General features: G+C 68.2%; 28 protein-coding genes and 1 pseudogene. 20 read left to right on the top strand and 9 right to left on the bottom strand.

All coding sequences use genetic code 11. The features are described 5' to 3' along the window. The first annotated feature begins 36 nt into the window (after positions 1 to 36). The 12 genes from ACFW22_RS03350 to ACFW22_RS03295 all read left to right on the top strand — a co-directional run bounded on the left by ACFW22_RS03350 (position 37) and on the right by ACFW22_RS03295 (position 10,085). A complete protein-coding gene (locus ACFW22_RS03350; protein ID WP_386398204.1) occupies positions 37 to 252 on the top strand; it encodes a hypothetical protein in 216 nt (71 codons plus the stop codon). Position 253: 1 nt separating this feature from the next. Next, positions 254 to 1,240: a phage tail tube protein gene (locus tag ACFW22_RS03345; protein WP_386398201.1), complete on the top strand. Its 987-nt coding sequence runs from the start codon at positions 254 to 256 to the stop codon at positions 1,238 to 1,240. A gap of 13 nt (positions 1,241 to 1,253) precedes the next feature. Continuing rightward, positions 1,254 to 1,766, top strand: a complete 513-nt coding sequence (locus ACFW22_RS03340; protein WP_386398198.1) for a hypothetical protein — start codon at positions 1,254 to 1,256, stop codon at positions 1,764 to 1,766. Positions 1,767 to 1,775: 9 nt separating this feature from the next. After that, positions 1,776 to 2,246, top strand: a complete 471-nt coding sequence (locus tag ACFW22_RS03335; RefSeq protein ID WP_386398195.1) for a hypothetical protein — start codon at positions 1,776 to 1,778, stop codon at positions 2,244 to 2,246. A gap of 154 nt (positions 2,247 to 2,400) precedes the next feature. Beyond that, positions 2,401 to 5,178, top strand: coding sequence for a hypothetical protein (locus ACFW22_RS03330; RefSeq protein WP_386398605.1), 2,778 nt, complete (start codon positions 2,401 to 2,403; stop codon positions 5,176 to 5,178). Between the two features lie 77 nt (positions 5,179 to 5,255). Then, positions 5,256 to 7,523 carry a hypothetical protein gene (locus ACFW22_RS03325; RefSeq protein WP_386398192.1) on the top strand — a complete coding sequence of 756 codons (2,268 nt, stop codon included), beginning with the start codon at positions 5,256 to 5,258 and terminating at the stop codon, positions 7,521 to 7,523. Between the two features lie 10 nt (positions 7,524 to 7,533). Further along, positions 7,534 to 7,935, top strand: a complete 402-nt coding sequence (locus tag ACFW22_RS03320) for a hypothetical protein (protein WP_386398189.1) — start codon at positions 7,534 to 7,536, stop codon at positions 7,933 to 7,935. Between the two features lie 3 nt (positions 7,936 to 7,938). Next, complete coding sequence (locus tag ACFW22_RS03315; protein ID WP_386398186.1) at positions 7,939 to 8,445, top strand: hypothetical protein; 507 nt, start codon at positions 7,939 to 7,941, stop codon at positions 8,443 to 8,445. A gap of 67 nt (positions 8,446 to 8,512) precedes the next feature. Beyond that, on the top strand, positions 8,513 to 8,755 hold the full coding sequence (locus tag ACFW22_RS03310) for a hypothetical protein (protein ID WP_386398183.1): 243 nt from the start codon (positions 8,513 to 8,515) through the stop codon (positions 8,753 to 8,755). Beyond that, on the top strand, positions 8,755 to 9,528 hold the full coding sequence (locus tag ACFW22_RS03305; protein WP_386398178.1) for a hypothetical protein: 774 nt from the start codon (positions 8,755 to 8,757) through the stop codon (positions 9,526 to 9,528). The genes ACFW22_RS03310 and ACFW22_RS03305 overlap by 1 nt, the downstream gene beginning before the upstream one ends. Before the next feature lie 12 nt (positions 9,529 to 9,540). After that, positions 9,541 to 9,768 (top strand): hypothetical protein, encoded by a 228-nt coding sequence (locus ACFW22_RS03300; RefSeq protein ID WP_386398174.1) that lies wholly within the window; start codon positions 9,541 to 9,543, stop codon positions 9,766 to 9,768. Then, entirely contained in the window at positions 9,765 to 10,085 is a 321-nt protein-coding gene (locus ACFW22_RS03295; protein WP_386398171.1) for a hypothetical protein, read from the top strand. Before ACFW22_RS03300 ends, ACFW22_RS03295 begins: the two co-directional genes overlap by 4 nt. 45 nt (positions 10,086 to 10,130) lie before the next feature. On the opposite strand, the gene ACFW22_RS03290 is transcribed toward ACFW22_RS03295, so the two are convergent. Both ACFW22_RS03290 and ACFW22_RS03285 read right to left on the bottom strand, forming a co-directional pair. Then, positions 10,131 to 10,862 carry a hypothetical protein gene (locus tag ACFW22_RS03290; RefSeq protein ID WP_386398167.1) on the bottom strand — a complete coding sequence of 244 codons (732 nt, stop codon included), beginning with the start codon at positions 10,860 to 10,862 and terminating at the stop codon, positions 10,131 to 10,133. Positions 10,863 to 11,196: 334 nt separating this feature from the next. Continuing rightward, positions 11,197 to 11,763: a flavoprotein gene (locus tag ACFW22_RS03285; protein WP_386398164.1), complete on the bottom strand. Its 567-nt coding sequence runs from the start codon at positions 11,761 to 11,763 to the stop codon at positions 11,197 to 11,199. Between the two features lie 98 nt (positions 11,764 to 11,861). On the opposite strand from ACFW22_RS03285, the gene ACFW22_RS03280 reads away from it, so the two are divergent. From ACFW22_RS03280 to ACFW22_RS03270, 3 genes are all read left to right on the top strand, one after another. Further along, complete coding sequence (locus ACFW22_RS03280) at positions 11,862 to 13,046, top strand: helix-turn-helix domain-containing protein (RefSeq protein ID WP_386398162.1); 1,185 nt, start codon at positions 11,862 to 11,864, stop codon at positions 13,044 to 13,046. A 275-nt stretch (positions 13,047 to 13,321) separates the two neighbouring features. Beyond that, positions 13,322 to 13,558: a hypothetical protein gene (locus ACFW22_RS03275; protein WP_386398159.1), complete on the top strand. Its 237-nt coding sequence runs from the start codon at positions 13,322 to 13,324 to the stop codon at positions 13,556 to 13,558. Continuing rightward, positions 13,555 to 13,719, top strand: coding sequence for a hypothetical protein (locus ACFW22_RS03270; protein WP_386398157.1), 165 nt, complete (start codon positions 13,555 to 13,557; stop codon positions 13,717 to 13,719). The genes ACFW22_RS03275 and ACFW22_RS03270 overlap by 4 nt, the downstream gene beginning before the upstream one ends. Positions 13,720 to 13,762: 43 nt before the next feature. Here the strand turns inward: ACFW22_RS03270 and ACFW22_RS03265 are convergent, their stop codons facing one another. Continuing rightward, positions 13,763 to 14,023: a helix-turn-helix domain-containing protein gene (locus ACFW22_RS03265; RefSeq protein ID WP_386398600.1), complete on the bottom strand. Its 261-nt coding sequence runs from the start codon at positions 14,021 to 14,023 to the stop codon at positions 13,763 to 13,765. A gap of 535 nt (positions 14,024 to 14,558) precedes the next feature. Beyond that, positions 14,559 to 15,104: a hypothetical protein gene (locus tag ACFW22_RS03260; protein WP_386398155.1), complete on the bottom strand. Its 546-nt coding sequence runs from the start codon at positions 15,102 to 15,104 to the stop codon at positions 14,559 to 14,561. Between the two features lie 209 nt (positions 15,105 to 15,313). Between ACFW22_RS03260 and ACFW22_RS03255 the strand changes: the two genes are divergently transcribed. Next, positions 15,314 to 16,228 carry an ATP-binding protein gene (locus ACFW22_RS03255; RefSeq protein WP_386398153.1) on the top strand — a complete coding sequence of 305 codons (915 nt, stop codon included), beginning with the start codon at positions 15,314 to 15,316 and terminating at the stop codon, positions 16,226 to 16,228. Between the two features lie 50 nt (positions 16,229 to 16,278). On the opposite strand, the gene ACFW22_RS03250 is transcribed toward ACFW22_RS03255, so the two are convergent. Next, a complete protein-coding gene (locus ACFW22_RS03250) occupies positions 16,279 to 16,428 on the bottom strand; it encodes a hypothetical protein (protein ID WP_386398150.1) in 150 nt (49 codons plus the stop codon). Positions 16,429 to 16,545: 117 nt separating this feature from the next. Beyond that, positions 16,546 to 17,019 (bottom strand): hypothetical protein, encoded by a 474-nt coding sequence (locus ACFW22_RS03245; RefSeq protein ID WP_386398147.1) that lies wholly within the window; start codon positions 17,017 to 17,019, stop codon positions 16,546 to 16,548. A gap of 102 nt (positions 17,020 to 17,121) precedes the next feature. Between ACFW22_RS03245 and ACFW22_RS03240 the strand changes: the two are divergent. After that, positions 17,122 to 17,552 (top strand): annotated as a pseudogene (locus tag ACFW22_RS03240) (DUF4259 domain-containing protein). Positions 17,553 to 17,657: 105 nt separating this feature from the next. Here the strand turns inward: ACFW22_RS03240 and ACFW22_RS03235 are convergent. The 3 genes from ACFW22_RS03235 to ACFW22_RS03225 form a co-directional block, all read right to left on the bottom strand. After that, on the bottom strand, positions 17,658 to 18,476 hold the full coding sequence (locus ACFW22_RS03235; protein ID WP_386398145.1) for a class I SAM-dependent methyltransferase: 819 nt from the start codon (positions 18,474 to 18,476) through the stop codon (positions 17,658 to 17,660). Beyond that, positions 18,473 to 19,471 carry an XRE family transcriptional regulator gene (locus ACFW22_RS03230; protein ID WP_386398142.1) on the bottom strand — a complete coding sequence of 333 codons (999 nt, stop codon included), beginning with the start codon at positions 19,469 to 19,471 and terminating at the stop codon, positions 18,473 to 18,475. Before ACFW22_RS03230 ends, ACFW22_RS03235 begins: the two co-directional genes overlap by 4 nt. A gap of 82 nt (positions 19,472 to 19,553) precedes the next feature. Then, a complete protein-coding gene (locus ACFW22_RS03225; RefSeq protein ID WP_386398138.1) occupies positions 19,554 to 19,847 on the bottom strand; it encodes a multiprotein-bridging factor 1 family protein in 294 nt (97 codons plus the stop codon). Positions 19,848 to 19,914: 67 nt separating this feature from the next. Between ACFW22_RS03225 and ACFW22_RS03220 the strand changes: the two genes are divergently transcribed. From ACFW22_RS03220 to ACFW22_RS03210, 3 genes are read left to right on the top strand one after another with little or no spacing between them, the layout of a single operon-like run. Then, positions 19,915 to 20,418, top strand: coding sequence for an ATP-binding protein (locus tag ACFW22_RS03220; RefSeq protein WP_386398135.1), 504 nt, complete (start codon positions 19,915 to 19,917; stop codon positions 20,416 to 20,418). Continuing rightward, positions 20,415 to 21,530, top strand: a complete 1,116-nt coding sequence (locus ACFW22_RS03215) for a hypothetical protein (protein ID WP_386398132.1) — start codon at positions 20,415 to 20,417, stop codon at positions 21,528 to 21,530. The genes ACFW22_RS03220 and ACFW22_RS03215 overlap by 4 nt, the downstream gene beginning before the upstream one ends. Then, complete coding sequence (locus ACFW22_RS03210; protein ID WP_386398130.1) at positions 21,527 to 21,880, top strand: ASCH domain-containing protein; 354 nt, start codon at positions 21,527 to 21,529, stop codon at positions 21,878 to 21,880. The genes ACFW22_RS03215 and ACFW22_RS03210 overlap by 4 nt, the downstream gene beginning before the upstream one ends. The last annotated feature ends 52 nt before the right edge of the window (positions 21,881 to 21,932 follow it).

The raw sequence follows: 21,932 nt of genomic DNA, 5'->3' as shown, positions 1-21,932 counted from the left end.
ACCCCTCCCCTTTTTCATGATCGAAGGAGTACAGCGATGGCGCGTGTGCGCTTCATCGGCCCGGAGCCGGTCACCGTGCCGGAGCTCGGGGGCCGTGAGATCCAGCCGGACCAGGTGGTTGAGGTGCCGGATGCCCGGTACCCGGGCTATGTGTGCCAGCCCGGCACGTGGGAGCCGGTCGAGGAACCGGCCGCGGGCGGCACTGTGATTCCGAAGAAGACCGCGGCGAAGTCCGCAGCGAAGGAGGCCTGAGATGGCGATCGGGTCCGGGCTCGGCGCGCAGATCGGTATCGCGGCTGAGTCGACGTACGGCACGTTCGTGGCGCCGACGAGGTTCCTGGAGTTCACGCAGGAGTCGCTGGTCTTGAAGAAGACCACGGCGCAGTCGACGGGGATCGCGGCGGGCCGGCTGCTGGCGCTTTCGTCGCGCCGTGTGGTGACGCAGCGGGAGGTGGCTGGGTCGCTGGGCCTGGAGGTCGTCAACAAGGGCATGGGGCTGCTGTTGCAGGCGCTCATGGGGACGACGGTGACTCCGGTGCAGCAGGCGTCGACGGCGGCGTACCTGCAGACGCACACGCTGGCGGATACGGCGGGGAAGTCCCTGACGATCCAGAAGGGCATCCCGCTGACGACGGGGACGGTGACGGACAAGTCCCTGGTGGGCTGCAAGGTCACCAGTGCGGAGTTCTCGTGCGAGTCCGGCGGCATGCTGATGGCGTCGGTCGATTTCGACGGGAAGGACTGCGACGAGGGGCAGACGCTGGCGGCCGCGAGCTACAGCAACATGTCGCCGTTCCACTTCGGGCAGATGGCCGTCAAGGCGGGCACGTTCGGTGCGGAGACCGCGCTCGACGGGGTGCGCAAGGTGTCGATGAAGATCGAGCGCCCGCAGGCGGTGGATCGGTTCTACGCGAATTCGTCCGCGCTGAAGGCCGAGCCGATCAGCAACGATCTGGTGCGGGTGTCGGGGAGCTTGGAGGCGGACTACGTCGCCACGACCCTGGACGACCTGCACACGTCGGATGCGGCGACGAGCCTGGTGTGGGAGTTCGTCGGCCCGAACATCGAGTCGACTTATGACGAGACGTTCCGGATCACACTGCCGGCGATCAAGGTGGATGACTCTCCGCCGCAGGTCGACGGCTACGGGGTGGTGCGCACGACGTACAACTTCACGGGCCTGTACGACGGCACGAATCTGCCGTTCATCGAGTACATGTCCACCGACACGACCGTGTGACCGGGGGTGCGTTATGGCCGTCGGTTCTGTTCAGATCACCGGCACCGGCGAGCTCATCGAGTTGTCGCGGCGCCTGAAGCAGGCAGGCGGCCCCCGGCTGAAGGCGAACTTCTCGCGCCGGATCCGGCGGGCCGCGGAGCCGATGTACAACGACGCGAAGAACGCGATCCGGACAGTGTCGATCAACGCTCCGGGTCGGAAGCAGGGTTCGCGGGGTGGGGCGTCGCCGACGTCTCGCCCTCTGCGGGCGACGATCGCTGACGCGGTGCGGCTCAGTGTGCGCACGGGCGCCAACCCGGGCGCCCGCATGTGGGTCGACAAGTCCCGTCTGCCGTCTGACCTGCGGAACATGGCCTCGGTGATCAACGAGGGGCGGATCCGGCACCCCGTATTTGGCAACCGGCGCCGCTGGGTGACCCAGTGGGCGTCTCCGCCGTGGTGGGACACCACGGTGAACAGGCACAAGCCCCGGATGCGTGCCGAGGTCCAGCGGGTCCTCAGCGACGTACGCCGCACCATCACCTAGGAGTAGCCCGTGCTCATCGTGTACAGCCCCACCGACGGGGACGTGGAGCGGTTCGATGCCCGCAGTCTGCGGGTGTCGGAGACGACGATCGCGGCCCGGACGGATGGCCGGACGTGGCCGGAGATCAGGGACGGTCTGCGTGAGGACCTGGAGGCCATGCGGGTGGTGGCGTGGGTCATCAAGAAGCGCAGCCATCCATCCCTGCGGTACGGCGACTTCGACCCTGGGGTGGAGGAGTTGCAGACGCGGCTGGACCGGGACGAGGTGAAGCGGTGGGCGCAGGCCACTGCTGAGGTGGCGTGGATGGACGCGGAGGCGACGCCCGTGTCTGTGGCCGCGGCCATGCGGATCATTCCCACGGTGGCGGACGACCGTGAGCACGCCGAGCGTGTCGTCGCCGAGCTGGCGGCCGAGCGCCCAAAAGATGCGGCGCTCCCGCCCAAGCAGTCGAGCGACCGCAGCGAGACACCTGCGAGCTGAGGGCCGAGTACCTCGGTCTGTTCGCGCATCTGCTGCACATCACGCCGCCGCAGGTGGATGACCTCCTCGTCGAGGACTTCGAGTCGCTTGTCGTGTGGCTCGACGAGTACCAGACCCAGCAGGCCCAGCAGGCGGCCGGAGGAGGTGGTGGGTGATGGCGTCGGAGCGGTTGACGTTCACCCTGGAGGGCCGCGATCACCTGTCGCGCGTGCTGGGGCATGCAGGGGAGTCGGCTGATCGGCTGCGTGCGTCGATGGAGGACGCGTCTGACGGGTCCGGTCGCGCGATCCTCACCCTCACCCAGGATGCTGACGGCCGGCTGCGGGACATGGAAGGCCGGCTCGTTTCGACGGCGGACGCTGCCGCGCTGCTGGCGCATCGGACGGGCGAGTTGGAGCGGCCGACCACGTCGTGGTCGCAGGCTGCGGACGAGGCGAAGAAGGCTGGGGAGGCGCTGAGGAAGGCGCTGATCTCGCTGGCTCCGGCTGCGATTCCGGCGGCGGCTTCGATTGCTCCGCTGGCTCCGGCCGTGCTGGCGGGTGCGGCTGCCGCGGGCGTGTATGCGCTGGCGGTCGGCGCGCAGGTCGCTGCGCTGATGGAGGCGTCGGAGGCGGAGAAGAAGTACACCGATGCGGTCGAGGAGTCGGGGGCCACGTCGGAGGAGGCGGCCAAGGCGTCGGTGGAGTACGCCCGGGCGATGGCGAAGCTGCCGCCGGAGACCCGCAAGGCCGCTGCCGCGCTGTCGGTGTTGAGGGCCGAGTACAAGGACTGGTCGGACAGCCTCGCCAAGGACACGATGGCCCCGCTGACCCACTCGTTCGGTGTGATGCAGGCGCTGCTGCCGAAGTTGACGCCGATGGTTCGCGGGTTTGCTGGCGAGCTGGATCGCACGATCACGCTGGCGGGCGGCGGTGTCGCCTCCCCTGGGTTCGACGCGTTTGCGCGCCGGATGGGCGCGTTCTCCACCGGTGTGCTGCAGCGGGCGAACGACGACCTGGTGCACTTCCTGCGGACGCTGGACAGGGATCGGGTCGGCGAGGGCATCGGCGAGTTCATGGACTGGGCGCGCGCGCAGGGCCCGCTGGTCGGTGAGGTGCTGCGGGACCTGGGTGAGGCGCTGGTCAATGTCCTGGACGGTGCGTCGGATGTGGGCGTGGGGATGCTGCAGGTGGTCAGCGTCCTGGCGAAGCTCGCGTCGGCGGTGCCGCCCGAGACGATCGCGGTGCTGCTGCAGTTGGCCATCGCGATCAAGACGGTCAACCTGGTGATGGCGGGGACGGCGGCGGCCCGTACGGCGCTGGCCGCGTTCGGCACGCAGATCCTGGCGATGCGGACGGCGGCGGCGGGGGCGCCCGGCCCGCTGGCGGCGGCCGGGGCGGCGATCGGCACGCTGTCTCGCGCAGCGAAGATCGCGATCGCGGGTACGGGTATCGGCCTGCTGGTGATCCTGCTGTCGCAGCTGTCGTCGGCCAGCCGCGGGGTGCCGGCCGACCTCGACAAGATGTCGTCGTCGATCGCTCGGTTCGCGCGCACTGGCGAGTTGTCGGGCGAGGCCGCCCGTATCCTGGGCGCAAACTTCGGTGAGCTGGAGACGTCGCTGCGGACCCTGTCGCGGCCGTCGAACTATGAGGGTGCGATCCAGTGGATCGGTGACCTCGTGGGAATCGACTCGGCGCCGGTCGGGGTGGCGAAGGAGCAGATCGGCGCGCTCGATGATGCGCTCGCCGGTCTGGTGCGAAACGGGCATCCGGAGTTGGCTGAGGCGGCGATCAGCAAGGTCGCCGGGCGCATGGGTGACCTGACCGAGGGCGAGTTGCGGGCCCAGCTCACCAACTACGGCGAGACGCTGAAGGACGTCGCGTTCGAGGCGGAACTCACTGCCGAGGGGATGGGCCTGTTCGGTGAGCAGGCGCAGGCCACACGGGAGAAGTTGGACGCACAGAAGGCGTCGGCGGATGGTCTGCGGCAGGCGATCGTCGCGCTCAACGACGTGAACCGGCAGGGCATCAGCGCGCAGATCGCGTTCGAGGCGGCGATCGACGACAGCACCAAGGCGGCGCAGGAGAACATCGACGCGCTGGAGATGGTCGATGGGCAGCTGGTGTTGGGGACGGAGAAGTCCCGGACGGCGGCGACGGCGCTGAACAACCTGGCTGCGAAGACCGATGAGGCGACGGGCGCGGCGCGTGAGTCGGGGGCGTCGTGGGAGACGGTCAACGGGATCTACGAGAAGGGCCGCCGTCAGCTCATCAAGAACGCGCAGCAGATGGGTCTGACGGAAGACCAGGCGAAAGCGCTGGCGGACCAGATTCTGAAGACGCCGGACAAGACTGCGCGGCTGCGGGGAAACCTGGAGGATCTGGAGGCCAAGCTCCGTACGGCGAAGGACAAGCTGGGCAAGGTGCCCGATGGGCGGAAGGCGCAGATCAAGGCGAATATCGCTCAGCTTGAAGCGGAGATCAGGCGGGCGAAGGGGCAGATCGCGTCGGTCAAGGGCAAGACGGTCTCGATCATGATCGAGTACCGGACGAAGAACTCCGGTGCATCCGATTTCACCAAGCTGATCGGCGGCTACGCCGGGGGCGGTAACCCGCGCGCCGGCGAGTGGGCGTGGGTCGGTGAGGAGGGCCCGGAGCTCGTGCAGTTCCGACAGGCCGGGACCACGGTGTATGACCACCGGACCTCGATGGACATGGTGTCCGGGTTCACCGCGGTGCCGAGCAGTGCTGGGTCTCCTGCGTTGGTGCCGGCGGGGGTGGCTGCTGGGGCGGTGCAGCCGGGCCGCGGGGTGGTGTCCTCGGGCCCGACCGCGTTCGTCACCAACGTGCACATCGAGGGGGCGATGGATCCGGTCCGGGTTGGCCAGGAGGTGCAGAAGGTACTGATCAAGCTGAAGCGGACCAACGGCGGCGGGGGGCTGGGAGTTTCATGACAAGGCTGACGGTGCAGGCCGGGTTCGGCTACTCGGCGGTGGATTCGGACATCGCCTGGACCGACATCACCGAGCACATGAAGCTGACGCCCACCGCGGGGATCTCCATCACCCGCGGGGCCGCGGACGAGCTCGCGGATATCCAGACCGGGAAAATGGTGCTTTCCCTGGACAATGCTGATGGCCGGTTCACCCCGGGGCGGGCGTCGTCGCCGTACTACCCCCACGTGCGCCGCAACTGCCCGATCCGGGTCATTACCACGGTCCTCGGTGGCGTGAACTACCTGACGGAGCCAGGGTTCGAGGTGTCCGATAACGGGTGGGATTCACCTGTGGCGCTGGAGCCTGACTCGGCCACCATCGACACCGATCACGTGAAGTCCGGCACCTACGGCCTCAAGATCGGGTGGACGGATTCGGGCACTGGCGGGGTGATGCAGTGCCCGCTGTACGGGCTGACGATCGGTGTGACGTACACGGCGTCGGTGTACGTGTGGGTGCCGACAGGCGACCCGGCGGTTCGGCTCGACATCGACGGCACCACGGTCGGTACAGCGTCCTCGCTCAATGACCAGTGGGAGCGGATCACGGTCACGTGGATGACGACCGCTGCCTCCCACCTGCTGCGAATCACCACGAACACCACGTCCCCGACGATCGGGGATGTGGTGTGGATGGACGAGGCGCAGGTGGAGGAGGGGGCCACCCCGTCGTCGTGGTCGTCGACTGCGGCCACGCATCACGCCCGGTTCTACGGGATGGTGACATCGTGGCCGATGGGTTGGGCGGGCTTGCACTCGACGGTCACCATCACCGCGTCGGACATGATGAAGTGGCTGTCGAGGCGCCCGTCGCTGGGCCCGATGTTGGTGGAGGAGATCCAGGGCGACGGGGCGAAGCTGTACTACCCGCTGTCGGAGCCGGAGTCGTCCACGTCAGCCGGTGACCAGTCCGGCTACTCCCGGCCCTCACTGACGATCCAGCAGTCCGGGTCTGGTGGCACGCTGACGTTCGGCACGGGGGTTGGGCCGCCGTCGGACGACCTTCCCACGCCGACGTTCACACCGTCGTCCTCGACGGCCGGGAAGTACCTGAAGTGCTCCATCTACCCTCTGCTGACGTCCAGCGGGGCAACGGGTACCCCCATCCCCGGGGACCTCGCGCTAGAGGTGTGGTTCTCCACGTCCACCACGGGCCGGGTCATCATGACCCTGAACGCGGGTTTCGTGCCTACGTTCGATACCGGCATCTACTTCAAGCTGGAGTCCGGCACCGGAAAGATCCAGATTGTGGAGTACAACTCGCTGGGCACGTCCACGATCACCGTGGCCACAGCGAACCTCGCGGACGGGGCCGTGCACCAGCTGGTGTGGGACGAGGAAAACCAGAAGGTGTGGGTCGACGGCGTCCAATACTCCGCGGCCACCTCCACCCACGAGGACATGGCGTTTCTGACGGTCGGCGCCAACAGCACGGGCACCGACTTGTGGTCGGGCACGATCAGCCACGTCGCCGCCTACGTCCGCGACGACGAGGGGGACCCGTCGATCTCCGAGCTCGTCGACCACTACGCGGCCGGCATGACCGGGCAGGCTGGCGAGTCGTCGTGGCTCCGCATGTACCGGCTCGCCGGCTACGCCCGGATCCCTGGCGTGATCCCACAGGGGAGTTTCTCCGCGGTGGCTTCACAGGGACAGCTGGGGTCGGCGCCGCTGTCGCACATGCAGGACGTGGAGCGTACAGAGAACGGCCGCCTGTACGCCGACCGGGCGTCAGCCTGGTTGGTGTTCCAGTCCAGGACGGTGCGCTACAACCCGTCCAGCGTCGCCACCCTGTCCTACGAGGACCTGGAGACCCAGGAGGTGGAGGTCTCCGACGACGACCAGAAGCAGGTCAACTCGGTGGTGGCCATGCGGCCCGGGGGCGCGACGCAGCGGATCCGGAACCCCGACTCGATCGCCCTCGATGGGATCGCCGAGATCCCCCTGGAGATTCTGAAGACGACGGATGCTGAGGTCATCGACGCGGCGACGTGGCTGGTGATCCGCTATGCCGACCCGCAGCCGGAGATCCGGCAGGCCCCGGTCCAGGCGGGGACGCTGTCGACGGCGACCTACCGTGCGCTCCTCGACGCCGACATCTCCACGGTCTTCACGGTCACTGACCTGCCCGACGAGGCGATCTCGCCCACGTCCACGATCACCGTGGAGGGCTACGTCGAGCAGATCACGACGGGCCCGCACACCATCAACTTCCACACCTCGCGGTCGGACATCGGGGCCGTGTGGGTCCTCGACGACACCACGTATTCGGTGCTCGGCACCAGCACCCGACTCGCCTACTGAGAGGCCCCTCATGACGGTGATCATGCGGGCGGAAGGCTTCTACCTGCCCCCGCCCTATCTGCCGCCCACCAAGTGGGACAGCGTCCCGCCGGCGGAGCGGGTGATCCGCTGGTGGGAGGAGCGAAACCAGCGTCGTATCGCTGTCGGCGACGGCACGCTGCTGACCCCGCTGTATGCCCGGATCAACCATGGCCGGTGGGTGGCCGACTGCACGTGCATGTCCGCGCAGATTGTCACCCCTGCCGACCCGCGCATGTGGTGCGTGGAGTGCGGCACCGGCTGGTGGCAAGTCGTGTTCCCCGAGGACGTGGACGCGGTTGAGCAGCAGCTCGCCGATCTGCCTGTCGCCGACCGCAACTGGTGGGCAGCCGACGATCCGACCGATCCGAACCGACCCACCTTGGAGGCATGACCCATGACGCTCGCAGTGCCTCGTACGTGGGTAGTCGGCGAGGTCGTGACCGCCGCATACATGAACGCGGAGATCCGCGACCAGTTCAACGATCTGATTTCCGGATGGACCAGCTACACGCCGTCCTGGACATCGACGGGCACGGCGCCTGCTATCGGCAACGGCAGCCTGTTCGGTCGGTACAAGCTGATCGGCAAGCTGTGCATCGTGAACTTCGAGATGCTCGCAGGCACGACCACCACCTTCGGCACCGGGGTGTGGGGGTTCTCCGCCCCCTTCACCGCAGCCAACCCCGGCAGCTCGACCACCAACTTCAGCTACCTCGGTTCCGCCCGCGGCCACTCCGCGACGGCCTGGTACACGGGCACGGTCGGCATCCTGAAGAACACCTCCGTCGCCCGCATCTACTCGCACACCGGTACGTCAGAGTGGTCGTCGTCCCAGCCGCACTCGTGGGCGGCGCTCAGCAGCAACTACCTTCAGGGACAGGTCGCGTTCGAGACCGCCTGACCCCCACCCAACCCCCAATCCCCGCCCCGAGCCACCCGGCCGGGGTTCTCGCATTTCTGGAGGCCTCATGCCTGAGCCCACCCCGTCCGTCGGCCGGATCGTGCACTACGTCAGCTACGGCACCCCCGGCGGCGAGTACACCGCGCAGTGCCGGGCCGCGATCGTCACGGCCGTGCACGGCCCGTTCCTCGTGGATCTCGCAGTGCTGAATCCCGAGGGGCTGTTCTTCAACCGTGAAGTGACCCACGGCGAGCCCAAGGCGGACGGCTCGCACGAGGGTGGCTCCTGGCACTGGCCGGAGCGTGTCTGATGGCCTGGTATCCCGGCGCCACCAAGATGGAGCTGCAGCCGGAGTCCGATCAGCAGCCGGCCATCCGGCCGACGCAGCTCATCTTCCACAGCATCGCGGCGCCGTGGACGGCGAAGCGAACGTACGAATTCTGGCGGGACTCCACCAACTTGGAGTCCCATTTCGGTCTCGGGTACGAGGGCGACCTCGGCCAGTTCATCGGAACTCAGACCCGCGCGGACGCCAACTATCAGGCGAACCGGCGGGCGGACGGTACGGGTGCGGTCTCTCTGGAGAGCGCGTCGAACCTGGAGCACACGGACCCGTGGACGCCGCAGCAGATCGAGAAGCTGATCGATGTTGGTGTCTGGGTCCACGAGGAGCACGGGGTGCCGCTGCGGATCTGTCGCACGCATGACGACCCGGGGTTCGGCTATCACGCGATGTTCCCGGAGTGGTCGGTTTCGGGGACGGCGTGTCCTGGTGCGGCTCGTATCCGCCAGTTCCGCGAGGTCGTGTTCCCGGGCATTGTGGCCCGCGCGACCGGCAAAACCATCATCGAGGAGGACGGCATGGACCCGGTCGACGTCTGGGCCTACAAGGGCAGGGGCGAGACGCGTGACGCCTACTGGTATCAGCGCGATACGAACGCGCTGGCCCGGCAGGCTCGTGACGAGACGCGTGCGCTCGCTGCTCGGGTGGATGCGTTGGAGACCACGGGTCTCACGCCCGAGCAGGCTGATCATCTCGCTGAGCTCGTCGCCGACAAGCTCGCCGCCCGTCTCGCCAACTGAGGAGGATCTCTCATGTCTGATGCTGCGAAGCGCACCGCGCGCACCATCCTGCAGGCCGCGATTGGTATCGCCGTCGTGCTCCCTGCCATCGTCGATGCCTCGGGTATCCCGGCGACTCTGCCGTGGGTGGCGGGCGCTCTCGCGGTGGCGGGCGCGGTGACGCGGGTGATGGCGGTCCCCGCGGTGCAGGCGCTGTTGCCGCGCTGGCTGCGGACCGACGGCCCGGAGTTGTGGCGGTGACGCCGGCTGAGTCGGGGCAGGTGGCGTTGGAGTTGGAGCGGTTGCGGGGCATCTTGGAGACCGGGTTCGCCCGGGTGGATGGCTCGCTGGCTCTGCTGGTGCAGCGGTCGGATCAGACCGACCGGGCGCTGACACAGCATGGCGACGAGCTGAAGGCGGTGGAGAAGCGGGTCGACGTGTTGGAGGCGGATGGTAAGGCGGCGGCGACGCATGGGCCGCGGCTGGCTGCGGTGGAGAAGGTGGCCTGGACGGCGATCGGTGTTGGGCTTCTTGCGGTCCCGGCGGGTGGGTGGCTGGTGTCCATCCTGGTGAAGTGAGCGCGCCCCCTCCTTCGGGAGGGGGCGGCTTCGTCGTGTCTGGGATCAGGCGGGCGGCGCGGGGCGCCCGATCAGGCGCGGGTCCATGTGGCCAGGGGTGGTGATGATCTCGGCGGCGTCCTGACCTTCGTCGAGGTGGGCGGAGCGGTGCATGAGGGTGGTGTAGCTGACCCGACAGCGGGGGTCGCGTGCCCATTCGACGATGCTGCGGGTCTCGTCGAAGGCCGTAAGGGCGCGGCCTTGATTGTGCGTCTTCGCGGTGGCCCCCTTCGCCTTGCGTACCAGCTTGTTCACGGTGGACTGGTCCAGTCCGAGGCGCCGTGCGGCCTCGGACTGGTTCCCGCCGCAGTGCTGTACGAACGCGGCCACGCGCTGGGCTCGTTCGCCCGCGAGACGGTTGGCCTCTTGGTCGGCCTTCTCCCATGCTGCGGTCGTCTCGCGAATCTCGTGGATCTGGAGGAGGCCAGTGAGGCCTGCGTCGGTGTTGATGATGGCGGCCATTTCGTCGGCGACGGAGGCGTTGAGGTGGCCGTCGTCGCCGAGGGCGTCGGGGAACCAGTCGCCCTCGTTGATGGTGGAGCGCGCGACCATCACCTGCGCCTCGGTGCCGTCGTCCAGGACCACGAGGTCGTAGGCGGTGGCCTGTCCGTCCTTGTGGGGGCTGCTTACGATCGCGGAGTGGTCGGCGGTCGTGAACTCTCCGTCGGTGGTGAGGATGAGCAGGTCGTCCCGGCCGTTGTGGAAGTTGATGATGTCGGTGCCGGTGAGCAGATGCATGGCGGTCCTCCCTGGGTGGTTCGGCTGGGCCGTTCCCTTGCTGACACCAGAACTATGGCACCCCTGCCATTGGATGTCAATGGCAGGGGTGCCATAGGGGCCCCCTCCGCCTACATGCGGAGGGGGCGCCTTCACGCTTGCCCGGGGTCAGCCCTCGGACGGCGGTACGGGGTGTCGTACCTGCTTCTTCAGTGCCGTCTCGATGTCGTATCGGGGCTGGCCGGTGGCTGCCGCGTGGGCTGTGATCGCGGCCTACACCGCCTCCGCCGTCTCCACCGTCAACGCGTTGGCCTGGATCTCTGCCCACGCCCGTTCTTCGAGCTGCACCAGCTCGTCAGATAGTTCGATCGCCACGGCCGGAATCGTACGTGGCGGCACTGACCGCATCGAGCGCCACACGCCACGGGTAGCTAGCCGGATTGCCCTGGCCCGGCTGGTTCGGCACGAATCCGCCCTCGCCGTACAGCACACACACCCCGGCGCCCCGCAGTGTCTCGACGGACCGCTCGAACTGCGGGTGCTGCACGTAGGCCGCGTTCACGCACGGCATGGTCACGGTCGGGATCCCCTTCCCGATGCCCTCCGCGACGACCCCAACGACGAACTTGTCCGTGATCCCGAGCGCCCACGCGTTGATCGTATTGAACGTGGCTGGCGCCAGCAGGATGGCGTCTGCTTTCGGCCACGCGTCCGACTCGCCGGGCAGCTTGTAGTCCCAGCGCACGGGATGCCCTGTGAGCGTGGCGAGGCCGGCAAGAGAGTCCGTGAGCCAGCGGGCGGCAGTTGGGGTGAGGCCAAGGCAGACGTCCCAGCCGTCGGCCTGCGCGTCCTCGATGGTGCGGGCAATGTCGAAGACGGGCGGGGCCGCGCTGCTGAACAGGTACAGCGTCCGAGTACTCATGTCCCCTATCCGACCACACGCAACCGCCCCCGATCCGGGTGGAGTCGGGGGCGGAGACGAGTACCGTTCCAGATGACGAGTCAGGAACGGAGACCAGTATGCCGCCACTCGACGACGACCACACCGGAACTCGCATCAGAGAACAGCGACGCCTCGCTTGCCTCTCCCAACGTGAGCTTGCGGACCGGATTCCGTACTCCTACAGCCTGCTGAATCAGGTGGAGTGCGGCGCCCGCCCGGCCACCGCTGACTTTGTTGCTGCTGTCGCACGCGCCCTCCGAGTCGACGTCACCGTGCTGACAGGACAGCCCTACGTGACCCAACTCCACCAGGACCACCTCGCCGAGCTCGTGCGCCCGATCCGCGAGGCACTCGACCTGTACGACCTCGGCGTCGACCCAGACCTGCACGTCCGGCCCGTCGAGCAGCTCACGGCCGCAGCCGACGACCTGTGCGCCCAGGTGCGTGCGACGCGTCTGCACGCGGCGGCTACCGCTCTTCCTGGCACGATCGCGGAGCTGACCACCGCGGCGTGGCGGGCCCCGTCCACGGCCCTGTGGCAGGCCCTCGCTTCCACGTACCGGACAGCGCACGACGTCTCGGTGAAGCTCGGCTACTACGACCTATCCAGCGTCGCGCTGGACCGGATGGACTGGGCTGCGCAGCGCGCCTCGGATCCGTGCCTGGCCGCCGTGCGCCAGTACATGCGCGCCCTCGTGTACTTCCGCGAGGGCGAATACACCATCGGCCGGCGCCTGATCGGATCCGGGCACGGCATTCTCGGCCAGAGCGACGAGACCCGCGAGTCCCTCGCGGTGGCCGGGCAGCTCCACCTCGGGGCCTCCGTCATCGCCGCCCGCGCGGACGACGAGACCGCGGTGGACGCCCACATCGAGGAGGCGACCGCGGTGGCCGGCCGGGTGGGGGATGCGTCGGATGTGCATTGGCTGAGCTTCGGGCCGACGAACGTGGCCATGCACCGCATGTCCGCAGCGGTGGAGATGCACCACTATGACGAGGCGCTGAAGCAGGCGAAGAAGATCCAGCCGCCCGCGGGCATGGCGACCTCGCGCCGGGCACACTTCCTCATCGACCGGGCCCGCTCGGAGATGGAGCTCGGTCACACCGAGGCGTCGCTGAAGTCCCTCGTTGCGGCCCGCCGCGCGGCGCCGGAGCAGACTCGCTACCACCCGGGCGCGCGGGAGACGATCCGCGGCCTCGTTCATCTGTCCCGGCGTACGCCGGAATCGCTGGGCAGCATGGCTGCCTGGGTCGGTATGTAACGCTCACAGCGCTCACAAATCTGTGAGCGTTCTCGCCTTTCCGGCTCGTCATGATGGTGATGTTCCTGATCACCGACGAGCCGGAGGTGTGCGATGCCGACCAGAACAAGCAAGCCGCGACATTGCAACTTCTGCCCGCTCCCAGGCGCTGACTCCTGCGTACGAGCGCAGACAGCCGCAGAGGGCGGCCAGCACATCTACGCCCACCGCAGCTGCGCCGCGCGCCGGAGCATGCCCCCGCTGTACGTGTTCGTTGCCGAGGCGGGTGAACGCCGGTGACAACGACACTGCGATTCGACACCTGGGTGCTGCGGGCCGCCGAGGACCGGCCGGCGCCCGTGCGCTACATCGCGTGCCAGGACTGCGAAGACACCTCCCCTGTCGACACCCAGCAGGCCCCACCGGAGACGTGGGCCCTGGCACACAGCGGCCGGACCGGACACCGCCGGTACCGGGAGGTCGTCTCGGCCGAGCTGAGGACCTGTCTCACGAGCGAGGAGGGAAGCGCATGAGTGCCCCCTACGACACCGTGTACTGCGACCAGTGCGGCCGGCCGATCACCGGCGCAGTGAAGAAGGTGCCGCGGTTCTCCAGCAGCGGGGCCCGGCCTGACGCAACGGTGCACGCGGACAGGTCGGCGTGCATCCAGCCCGCTGGGACGGCCGGCCGTTGAACTCCTTGTCCGCGGGCGACGCCGGCCGCCCGCGGGCAGGGCCCTACCTGACTAACTCGGCGAGCGGGACGTCCAGGGCGGCGGCGATGAGGAGAAGGTCTCCGTAGCGGGGGTCGCTTGAGCCGGCCTCGATCCGCTGGAAGGTCCTGCGGTCGATATTGGTCATCTCCACGAGATGTTCTTGCGTGTGGCCTCGGTGCATCCGGAGGTCGCGGATGCGTCGCCCGAGTTCGTGGCGGTGGGCGAGGACCCAGGGGGGTTGGTCGTGAGGCACTCGACAACGCTGTGAGCTGCATGATCCCATGTCAGCGTCAGCAGTGACGCATTTTTTGATCATGATACGGGCACCCAAGAGCGACCGTCCGTCCGCCGAGCACCCCCGGCGGGCGGGCGGTCTTCTTGTTGCCCGGGGCCGGGTGTGGGAGGCGTGGGAGATTCCATGGGAGATGATCATGGAGAGTAGATACGCAACGCTGCCAATTCCTGCTAGATACTGCTAGATCTCCGCACCGCTGCGCCGCAGGTCAGCGGCATAAGCGCAGGTCGCGATCCGGGCGGCGAAGCGGCCCGACAGATCGACCGCATCTTCTGGGAGACCAAGAAGGCCTGATCTTTGGCTAGGCCGCCTGACCTGCGGTTTCGCTGGTCATGTCGCCTACCTGTCCGCACCCGGTCCGCAGGCCGCCGAGCACGGCGTCCCTGACGGCCCGGGTGCGGTCTTCTTCGCCTGTCGACGGTCAGCGATTTCCCCAGCGGTGACGGCTTTCGCGTCAGGTAATTCCCCACCCCGGCGGTCAGGTCTCCCCAAGGGGACGCCGCTCGCGGCCGCAGGGGTGGCGTCAGCTGAGAGTGCGGGGCCCACGTGCGACGAGCGGCCGGCTGTCGTCCTCTGGCAGGACCGCGAGGTAGCCCCAGTCGTCGTCTTCGACACGGGCCAGACCAATGCTCCTGGCGGTGTTGAAAGCCTCGACGGCAGGCTCGGCGCCGTCGGTCAGTGAGTTGAGGCGGGCGTAGTGTCTGGCCAGGTTTGCGGCGGGACCGCGGATCCATAGACGCACCTTGGCCCCTTTCCGCAGGGCGGCGAGGAGGTCGTCGCGGGCCTGTCCCGGGTCGGCGGCCTGGAGCCTGTTGTGAAGTCGCTCTTGAGCGCACGGCTTCGTGGGAGCCGCTTCGGCCCGCTGGCGGCAGTCCGGACAGGCCTCGGGCTCTGCTGGTTCGAAGAGATGCATATAGCGGGTGACCTGGTGCTCCGGAATGCCGCAGAGCGTCCCGCTCTCGCCCATGGCGTGGTCGACGCCGGGCTCGCCCGTGAGCTGGCCGGCGCCGAAGCTGGCCGGCTCACGAGCGGTCGTGAAGGACCATCCGCCGTCTGGGTCATGAGTCACGCGGGTGAGCATGCCACAGCCATCTATGCTGGTCAGCCCCATTCTTCGGTGGGGCGATTCCCGCATCGAGTGGTTTGAACGCCAATGAGGCCCTGGGACCGAATTGTTCAGGATCCCCATGGGCATGTCGGTGCCGGGTTGAGGGTCCTGACCATCGCGGAGTCGTCATCGTCCCTCGACCGAAGGCCGAGAGGTCGGCGGACTTCCGGATGGCAAGGAGAACGTTCACGGTGGTCGATGTCGTCGAGATCTACGTCCACTGGCATGCGGGCCGGTCGAAGAACCAGCTCGCGGCTTCGCTGGGGCTGGACCGAAAGACGATCAGGAAGTACTTGGCGCCGGCGGAGGAGGCCGGGATCATCCCGGGCGGGCCGCCGATGAGCGAGGAGGAGTGGGCGAAGCTTCTCAAGGTCTGGTTCCCGGAGCTGGCAAGCCGCTGGTTGAACCAGGTGACCTGGGCGGAGATCGAGCCGCACCGCGAGTACGTCAAGGGCCTGCTGGAGACCACGACGGTCTCCACGATCCATCAACGCCTTCGAGAAGAAGGGAAGTTGACAGTCTCGCTGTCGACGTTCCGCCGGTGGGTGACCGAGAACCTTCCCGATGAGTCGGCCAGGTCGCGAGTGACGGTGCTGCGGGACGACGTGGAGCCGGGCTCGGAGGCCCAGGTCGACTACGGCTTCCTGGGCCAGTGGATCAACCCGGCGACCGGGAAGCGGCACCGGATCTGGGCGTTCGTGATGGTTCTACCCAGCTCACGGCACATGTTCGTGCGGCCGGTCGTTCACATCGACCAGCACGCCTGGACCCAGGCCCATGTCGAAGCGTTTCGCTTCTTCGGGGGTGTCCCGCGCCGGCTGGTGCCGGACAACCTGCGCACGGCGGTGGACCGGCCGGACCTCTACGAACTCGTCTCCGAACGGCAGGGACGCTCGCTGATCACCACCAGCAACCGGGCACCCAGCGACTGGTATCCCCTCTTCCCGAACCCCGTCGTCGCCGAGTCCCTGCTCGACCGGCTGGTCAACACCAGCCACCAAGTCATCATGAACGGACCCAGCTACCGGCCGAACAAGCGCCCCAGGAACCCGATCGACAAGAACGACAAGCCGTCGGCCAGCTGATCACGGCACCCCAGGGGTTGGGGAATTACGTGACCACAACCCCTGGGGAATTACGTGATCGTCCACACCCACTGCTCATGCTCGACCTGTGCCTGGTCGCTCACCTGTCGACGCCCCATCCGCATGCCGATGAGACTGCCGGTCACACCGACGACACCCGCTACTCCGGCCGCTATGACGGCCGCCACCCCCTGATCCATGGGCGTCATCCTGCCGCAGAAGGCACTCGGTACGGACCGTAGGACGGGCTCATTGTCCAGGGGGGTCTGAGCGAATCCGACCACCCGCCGGTCGCGTGATCACACGACCCCTGATCCCTACTCGGCAACGAATGGTGCGTATCCAGCCGGGACCTCGCTGACCTGAAGGTCAGCGAAGATCAAGGTCAGGTTGTGTGCGTTCGTCTCGATGCGTACCTCGTGGAAGTCGATCCCGACGGCCTTCGACCAGCGGCGGGTCGCCTCCGACTCAGGCAGAACCTTGGCTCCCGGATACAGGTCATGCCACTTCACCCCCCAGACGTATCCGTCGAGATCGACACCGGTTTCATGGTCGATGAGCCGGTCATCCAAAGAGACCCGCCAAGTCTCCGCCGGCACTGACGTCTCGCACCGCGCCTCAACGCAGTACCGAAAGAGATACCGGAGGTGGGCCGGCGCGACGCCGGTACGGGGATCAGCCGTTGCATAGACGACGACCTCGTAGTCGCGCATGTAGTTGGTGTATCCGTGGTGCACGACCGCGTGATCGAAGGTCTCGTCCAGCATCTGTTCAAGTACGGCAGTATCCATGCTGCCCTTCTACCTCACCCGACAAGAGGTCCTGCTCGCCCCGTAGTCGTGTTGTCAGTGCTTGATGCGAGGATCCGGGCGACAATACGCAAGGAGATCAGCATGGGCACCTGGGATACCGGTCCCTTCGACAACGACACAGCCGCGGACTTCGCCAACGCCCTCGACGAAGCCGAGCCCGAGGCTCGCGAAGCCCTGATCCGAGACGTCCTCATCCGGACGATCGACGCAACTGGCTATCTCACGGAAGCGGAAGAGGCGGTGGCCGCCGCTGCTTTGATCGCGGCGCAATGCCCGGGAGGCGAACCCGTCGATATGTCCTACGGCCCGGAAACACCGATGCCCGTGTTCCCTTCAGACCTTCGGGTGCTCGCCGACGAAGCCCTGCCCGCATCGTCGGCGACGAGGACGGACCGGCCGCAAACTGGGTCGACCCGGAGGACTGGAAGCAGTGGCGAGCCATACTGGCGCGCCTTCGCGTAGTGCTTGTCCCGCCGCCCCCGTCCATTGCTCTCTTCGATGTTCAGTCGTAACGGAGCGTCACTCAGCACGGAAGTTGAGCCAGAACCCGTTGTCGTGAACAAAGCCACACGACCACCCGCCTACTCGCCGGGCCTTGGCCTCCACGGGCGGTGATCTCACCGGCGGCAGACAAGGATGCCGCCAAGGCAAGTGATCTCGTACGCCCCATGCAGGGCAACATGGTCGGCAACCAGCGTGCGGGCCCGGTCGATGGTCGCATCGAAGGGCACGTCCTGCTGGTCTGCCCAGGCCCGGTACGAGGCCATGTGGGCGATGACGGGCTCAGGGTCGCGGACGGTGATGGTCCCGGGCAGTTCGACGACCTCCACCTGCCTGAACTCCTCCCCCAGGATGGCCGGGGCCTCCTCCAGGGAGAAGCGGGCACTGAGAGAGATGCGGGCCGGGCCGCGCTCGACGCCGAGGACGTCGCCGGCGGCCCGCTGCCAGAGGTCGTCCATCTCGGCTTTGTCGCAGTCACTGTTGGTGGAGACGATCACCAGCCCGTCACGGGCGACGGCCCGGGCCAGCTCCCTGACCGCCTGAGGGATGTCGGGTACGTGGTAGAGCATGTGAAGCGCGAGAGCGGCGTCGACGCTGCCCGCCGCCAGCGGAAGCCGTGTGGCGTCCGCCACGGCGACCGGGCCGGGGACGCCGGCGAGGATGCCGGGCGCGATGTCGAAGCCGAGCAGGGACAGGTCCGGGCGGTCCTGGCGGAGCCGCTGGATGAACTTGCCGTTGCCGCAGCCGATGTCGACAACCCGCCCGCGTACGTCGCCTAGCTGCTCGGCCACGAGGCCGGGGAGGTCGTACCGAGGGGTCTGCCACTGGTAGAGCGACTGCCGGGCGGCCAGGTCCCGGTCTCCGTTGTAGGCGCTGCCCGCCAGGCGGGCCCGGTCGGTGACGGCGGCGTCGTGGGCGGCGGACAGGTCGGTCACGTCGGCAACTCCGGTGGGTGGGCGGCGGGCAGGGACGCACGGACGGCCGTGTGCTGGAGTCGTTCGCGCAGGTGCACTGCCTGCGCGGCTCCACCGTACTGCGGCCCTTCCAGCTCCCGCCCGAGAACGGTGAGCCGGCGCACGATACTGGCCGACATGCGCTCCGGCGAGGACTGGAGAACGAAGCCGAGCATCTTCTCCGTGCCGTCCAGGTCGCCCAGGAGCAGGTGCCCGCTGGCGAGGTCAAGGTGCGCGGCGAACAGGTCACCGACCGACTGGTCATCTCCGTCCGCGCTGCGGTAGAGGCGGATCGCCGTCTCCGCGCTGACGATGGCCCGGTGGACGTGCTCCTGCCCGCCTACGGCCAAGAGGGTCGTTCCGGCGTACGCGAACTGCTTGGCCGCGGGGAAGTCGAAGACTCCCAGTACCTCGTCCCGGCCCGAGATCGCCTCGCGCGATCGTTCGGCATCCGACAGGGCGGCGAGCGCGCCTGCCGAGTCGCCGACTATCGCCAACGCCCGCGCCTCCAGGCTCGCCAGCCGTGCGCCGATGCTGCCGCTGGCCCTATGCCGCCGACCGGCCTGCGCCAGCCGGGCCGCCTGCTCGTACCGCCCGGTCCAGTACGCGATCAATGACTCCACGGCCCGTACCCAAGCCAGCATCCCCTCGTGCCCGGCCGCTTCGGCACAGGCCCGCGCGGTACGGGCGTGGGTGGCGGCGGAGTCATAGTCGCCGAGGTCGAGGCAGACGTGCGCGGACAGGCCGCAGAGGCGAGCAGCGGAGAGGTAGAGGTCAGTGGTCTGCCGGGGGTGCTGGCGCCCGCGCAGCAGCTCGAAGACCCCGTCCCGTAACCACCTGATCTCGACGTACTGCTCCATCAACGGGTGGCTGACGTACGTACGGGCGAGCCGGCCGACATCAGCCTCCAGCTGCTCGACGACGAACTCGTCGGCGTTCCGCTGCGCGATGAAGCGGGCGAAGTCCGCCGAACGCACCGCGTCCTCCGAAAGCGGGTCTCCACGGACGTGAGTGTCTTCGGGCGGCAGCACCGACGGCACGGTCTCGACCTCGGCGGCGTCAGCCCCCGTCCCGCTGCCCCTTGCTGATGGCAACGGCTTGGTCGAGTACGGCGACATCGACACCGAAGAGCTGCGCCAGGTACTTCCGGGTGTAGGGAACAGGGACTCGGGCTTCGCGCTCGTACCGCCCGATCTCCTTGCCGGTCTTCGCGGAGCGCCCCTCCAGGGCGTTGTACTCGTCGGCAACCCTTTGCTGGCTCCAGCCGCGCGCGCTGCGCAGCCGGACGAGCAAGGCGCCGATCCCGGTGTCGCCCATGCCGTCCCCCAGGAACACGTGACCTCTGGCCCCCATAGTGGCCCCCGTCTTGGCCCCGTGCTGGCTCCCGACCCAAATGAGTTAATTCGCTTTGCTGTTGACCATGGCAAGCAGACTCACCAACCAGGCGATCGACGCCGCCCCGGACCTCCTTCCGGGCACGGGTCGGCACCGCACCACACTGTTCCCCCGCCGTCGGACCACGCCGCGTACCGCTCGCGACTTCGTCGCCGCCACGCTGACCGAATGGGGTGAGACGAGCCGCCTCGACGACATGCGGCTGTGCACCTCGGAGCTCGTCACCAACGCCGTGCTTCACGGGGCGGCCGTGGGCCGCCTCGTCCTCGTACGGGTCGAGTCCCTTGACGCGGAGCTGCGGATCGAGGTCCACGACAGCGGCGAGAAGAGGCCGACGAAGCGCGTTCCCGAGGAGTCCGCCGTCGACGGCCGCGGTCTGCTGATCGTCGCCGCGACCGCTGAGAGCTGGGGCGTGAAGGAGCGGACGGGCCCCGGAAAGTGCGTCTGGGCCGCATTCGACCGTGCCAAGAACGGGGCCGCTCCCCTGCCGCCCCACACCACCGGCCCCCACCAGGGAGGCACCACATGACCACCCACCCCGTCTCGCCGAACACCGTTCTCGCCAACGCCCTGCACCACGCCGAGGACGTCCTGACCCCGCGCATCCTGGCTACCCCGCCCGAGCGGATCGTGCTGGTCGTCGGAACCCAGATCAACGGCGCCCCGCACATCGGCACCTCGCTCGTGCAGTCCCTGGCCTTCGCCATGGCCGCCCGACTGCGCAACCGCTTCGGCCTCCCCACCGAGGTGCTCTTCAGTGCCCTCGACAACGCCCCGCACGAGCTCGCCTCCGACCCCGCCAGTGGCCACCGCTACCAACGCGCCTACGCCCAGGCCCTCGGCGAGCAGGCCCTGATCGACCTCGTCACCGCCCTCTACCAGCCCCTCTTCACCGCTCTGTCCAGGCGCCTGGGCATCCCGCACCGCATCGAGACGTACACCCAGCAGCAGGCCAGCGAGCACTACCGCCGCACCTGGCTCCGGCTCCTCCCCCGCATCGACGCCGCCCGCTGGTGGCTCGCTCCCTCCACCGGCACCCCGCACCTCCGCGTCCCCTGCCCGCACCCCGGCTGCGGCTGGGCGGAGAAGCACGCCGAGCGCACCCGGGTCCGCCTCACCGGGCCCGAGTCGGCGGTGGTCTCCGCCGTCTGCCTCCACCACGGCCCGTACGAGGTCACCATCACGCCCACCGCCGGCGGCTACCTCGACCTGGCCACCCTCTACCGCAACCTGGTCAAGGAACTCGCCCCGGCCAGCCCCCAGGGCACCCTGCACGTCATGGTCAAGGGCGGCGACTGGGTCTTCGGCTCCCACCTCGTCGACGAGGCCCTCCGGGCCGTGGGCCTCACCCGCGCCCAGCTGCCGGCCCGTCTGTTCTGCCCTCAGGTCGTCACCGACACCGGCGCCAAGCTGTCGAAATCGCTCATACGAGAAGGCCGTGCCCCCTTGCCCGAGGGAGCCGCCCCTTGGATGCTCGACACCCGGCAGTGGCCCGGCACCGTCATCGAGTACGCCGACCAGCTGCTCGCCATGGCCGAGACCCTGCTCTCCGACCCCCGCCACTTCTTCCGCTCGTACTCGGCCGCCGAGATCGGCCGCCTGATCACCGCACCGTCCCCCAGGAGCGTTCCCTCCCGATGACCGACCGCACCGCCCGCGTCCGCGAGCTCAACCTCTACCGCCAGTACTTCGAGCTCGTCGCCGCGGGCACCAAGACCATCGAGGTGCGGGTCAAGTACCCGCACCTCGCGGACCTCACCGCCGGCGACACCATCCGCTTCCGCATCAAGGACACCGACGAAACCTGCGACGTCGAAGTCCTCCGGGTGACGGAGTACCCCGACTTCGAGGCCCTCCTCGACGGCGAAGGCCCCTCCAGCGTCAACCCGACCGCCACCCGCGACCAGCAGCTGGCCAACATCCGCACCATCTACGGGCCCGAGAAGGAAGCCCTCGGAGCCCTCGCCATCGAGATCAAGCGCATGGCCTGACCGATTCCCGCTCTTACAAGATCGGATACTCGGAGCCATCCTCGACCGGAAC

Origin of the sequence: Streptomyces sp. NPDC058872, from assembly GCF_042743065.1 — a bacterium.
In the GTDB taxonomy this organism is placed as follows: Bacteria; Actinomycetota; Actinomycetes; order Streptomycetales; family Streptomycetaceae; genus Streptomyces.
This window is presented reverse-complemented; position numbering and strand designations above follow the sequence as displayed.

Coding starts and splice junctions, on each gene's coding strand:
- ACFW22_RS03350 (WP_386398204.1), top strand. CDS start 37: ATGGCGCGTGTGCGCTTCATCGGCCCGGAGCCGGTCACCGTGCCGGAG.
- ACFW22_RS03345 (WP_386398201.1), top strand. CDS start 254: ATGGCGATCGGGTCCGGGCTCGGCGCGCAGATCGGTATCGCGGCTGAG.
- ACFW22_RS03340 (WP_386398198.1), top strand. CDS start 1,254: ATGGCCGTCGGTTCTGTTCAGATCACCGGCACCGGCGAGCTCATCGAG.
- ACFW22_RS03330 (WP_386398605.1), top strand. CDS start 2,401: ATGGCGTCGGAGCGGTTGACGTTCACCCTGGAGGGCCGCGATCACCTG.
- ACFW22_RS03325 (WP_386398192.1), top strand. CDS start 5,256: ATGAAGCTGACGCCCACCGCGGGGATCTCCATCACCCGCGGGGCCGCG.
- ACFW22_RS03320 (WP_386398189.1), top strand. CDS start 7,534: ATGACGGTGATCATGCGGGCGGAAGGCTTCTACCTGCCCCCGCCCTAT.
- ACFW22_RS03315 (WP_386398186.1), top strand. CDS start 7,939: ATGACGCTCGCAGTGCCTCGTACGTGGGTAGTCGGCGAGGTCGTGACC.
- ACFW22_RS03310 (WP_386398183.1), top strand. CDS start 8,513: ATGCCTGAGCCCACCCCGTCCGTCGGCCGGATCGTGCACTACGTCAGC.
- ACFW22_RS03305 (WP_386398178.1), top strand. CDS start 8,755: ATGGCCTGGTATCCCGGCGCCACCAAGATGGAGCTGCAGCCGGAGTCC.
- ACFW22_RS03300 (WP_386398174.1), top strand. CDS start 9,541: ATGTCTGATGCTGCGAAGCGCACCGCGCGCACCATCCTGCAGGCCGCG.
- ACFW22_RS03290 (WP_386398167.1), bottom strand. CDS start 10,862: ATGCATCTGCTCACCGGCACCGACATCATCAACTTCCACAACGGCCGG.
- ACFW22_RS03285 (WP_386398164.1), bottom strand. CDS start 11,763: ATGAGTACTCGGACGCTGTACCTGTTCAGCAGCGCGGCCCCGCCCGTC.
- ACFW22_RS03280 (WP_386398162.1), top strand. CDS start 11,862: ATGCCGCCACTCGACGACGACCACACCGGAACTCGCATCAGAGAACAG.
- ACFW22_RS03270 (WP_386398157.1), top strand. CDS start 13,555: ATGAGTGCCCCCTACGACACCGTGTACTGCGACCAGTGCGGCCGGCCG.
- ACFW22_RS03265 (WP_386398600.1), bottom strand. CDS start 14,023: ATGGGATCATGCAGCTCACAGCGTTGTCGAGTGCCTCACGACCAACCC.
- ACFW22_RS03255 (WP_386398153.1), top strand. CDS start 15,314: ATGGCAAGGAGAACGTTCACGGTGGTCGATGTCGTCGAGATCTACGTC.
- ACFW22_RS03250 (WP_386398150.1), bottom strand. CDS start 16,428: ATGGATCAGGGGGTGGCGGCCGTCATAGCGGCCGGAGTAGCGGGTGTC.
- ACFW22_RS03245 (WP_386398147.1), bottom strand. CDS start 17,019: ATGGATACTGCCGTACTTGAACAGATGCTGGACGAGACCTTCGATCAC.
- ACFW22_RS03225 (WP_386398138.1), bottom strand. CDS start 19,847: ATGGGGGCCAGAGGTCACGTGTTCCTGGGGGACGGCATGGGCGACACC.
- ACFW22_RS03220 (WP_386398135.1), top strand. CDS start 19,915: ATGGCAAGCAGACTCACCAACCAGGCGATCGACGCCGCCCCGGACCTC.
- ACFW22_RS03215 (WP_386398132.1), top strand. CDS start 20,415: ATGACCACCCACCCCGTCTCGCCGAACACCGTTCTCGCCAACGCCCTG.
- ACFW22_RS03210 (WP_386398130.1), top strand. CDS start 21,527: ATGACCGACCGCACCGCCCGCGTCCGCGAGCTCAACCTCTACCGCCAG.